Origin of the sequence: Arthrobacter sp. I3, from assembly GCF_000520575.1 — a bacterium.
GTDB classification, from domain to species: domain Bacteria; phylum Actinomycetota; class Actinomycetes; order Actinomycetales; family Micrococcaceae; genus Arthrobacter; species Arthrobacter humicola_A.
The window spans coordinates 6,465-7,557 of the sequence record NZ_KI914921.1 but is presented as its reverse complement, the minus strand read 5'-3'; the positions used below and the strand labels follow the sequence as shown (position 1 = coordinate 7,557).

General features: G+C 68.0%; 3 protein-coding genes. All 3 read right to left on the bottom strand.

The window, feature by feature from the left end:
• Positions 1-29: 29 nt before the first annotated feature.
• Positions 30-251 (bottom strand): SCO4848 family membrane protein, encoded by a 222-nt coding sequence (locus Y706_RS0109970; RefSeq protein WP_018774651.1) that lies wholly within the window; start codon positions 249-251, stop codon positions 30-32.
• Positions 252-255: 4 nt separating this feature from the next.
• A complete protein-coding gene (locus tag Y706_RS0109965) occupies positions 256-753 on the bottom strand; it encodes a DUF2505 domain-containing protein (RefSeq protein WP_028276479.1) in 498 nt (165 codons plus the stop codon).
• A 47-nt stretch (positions 754-800) separates the two neighbouring features.
• On the bottom strand, positions 801-1,093 hold a 293-nt coding region (locus Y706_RS24760), incomplete at its 5' end, for a DUF2867 domain-containing protein (protein WP_043435857.1).

Sequence of the window (1,093 nt, the reverse complement as noted above, 5' to 3'; positions counted from 1 at the left end):
TGCGCCTGCCGCCGCCGGTGTGCCGGATGCTAGCTGAGCAGCCCGGCCACGCCAATCGCCGCCGTCGCGGCCCCCAGCAGCATGGAGATGCTGACCAGGACCACATGGACGGTCAGGAAGCGCGTGGCCTTGCCGTTGGCGTCACGGGCACGCGGATCCTTCATGACCCGGCGCAGGAACTGCGGCCAGACAACCAGGGACCAGACGCCGGCGACGATCAGGACGACGGCGAGGACCGCGGGCAGTTCCACGGGGTCAGTGGCTTTCGAGCCAGTCCTGGGCCTGCTGGGACTGCAGGTTCAGGGCCTTGCCGACCATCGGTTCTGCGGCGTCGGCGATCTTGCCGCCAAGGAACGGCACCGAGGAGGTCACGTCGCCCTCGAGCTCGATCCGGGTGCTGCCGCCGTCGGACACGAGACGCTGGACAGCCTTCACGTCCAGCGGGGCGCCGGAGACCTTCAGGGAGATCTTGCTCTGCCGGGAGCCGTCGGCGGCGGGGGCCTCCCAAGCCTCCAGCTGGGTCACCTTCAGGCTTTCGCCAACAAATTTCCGGGCAATGTCGGGCATCCGGGTGGTGGGGATGGTCCGCACGGTGGTGGTGTTGAAAGCGCCGGCGGTGTCACCGTCGATGGCGAAGGATTCCAGGGTGCCGCCGACGAGTTCGCTCGTGTGGCGCAGGAAGTCTTCATTGACGAAAACCGCGGTGACGCGGTCGACGCTGTGCGGAACGGTGGTGGATGCACTCAGGGCCATAGGGGGTCCTCCGTGATGTGGAAGTGGACGTTTCGGGCTCCAACATCCTACGTGGTGTGGCGGGCTGGCTCCGATTCGAGGTTTTCCAGATCCCGGGCGGCGGCGGTGATATTCCGCGACATGGCGGGAAAGATGACGCTGTGGAACGGCAGCACTGCGAGCCAGTAGAGGCGGCCGCTCAGGCCCTTGGGGAAGAAGATGGCGCGCTGGCGGTAGCGGCTGCCCGTCCCCTCCGGCTCCACTGAAAGTTCGAGCCAGGCCCGGCCCGGGGCCCGCATTTCGGCCCGCAGCCGCAGCAGCCGGCCACGGTCGATCCGCTCGACCCGCCACCAGTCCACCA

Bases quoted from the DNA above. Each gene is read 5' to 3' on its own strand.
- Y706_RS0109965 (WP_028276479.1), bottom strand. From the start codon at position 753: ATGGCCCTGAGTGCATCCACCACCGTTCCGCACAGCGTCGACCGCGTC.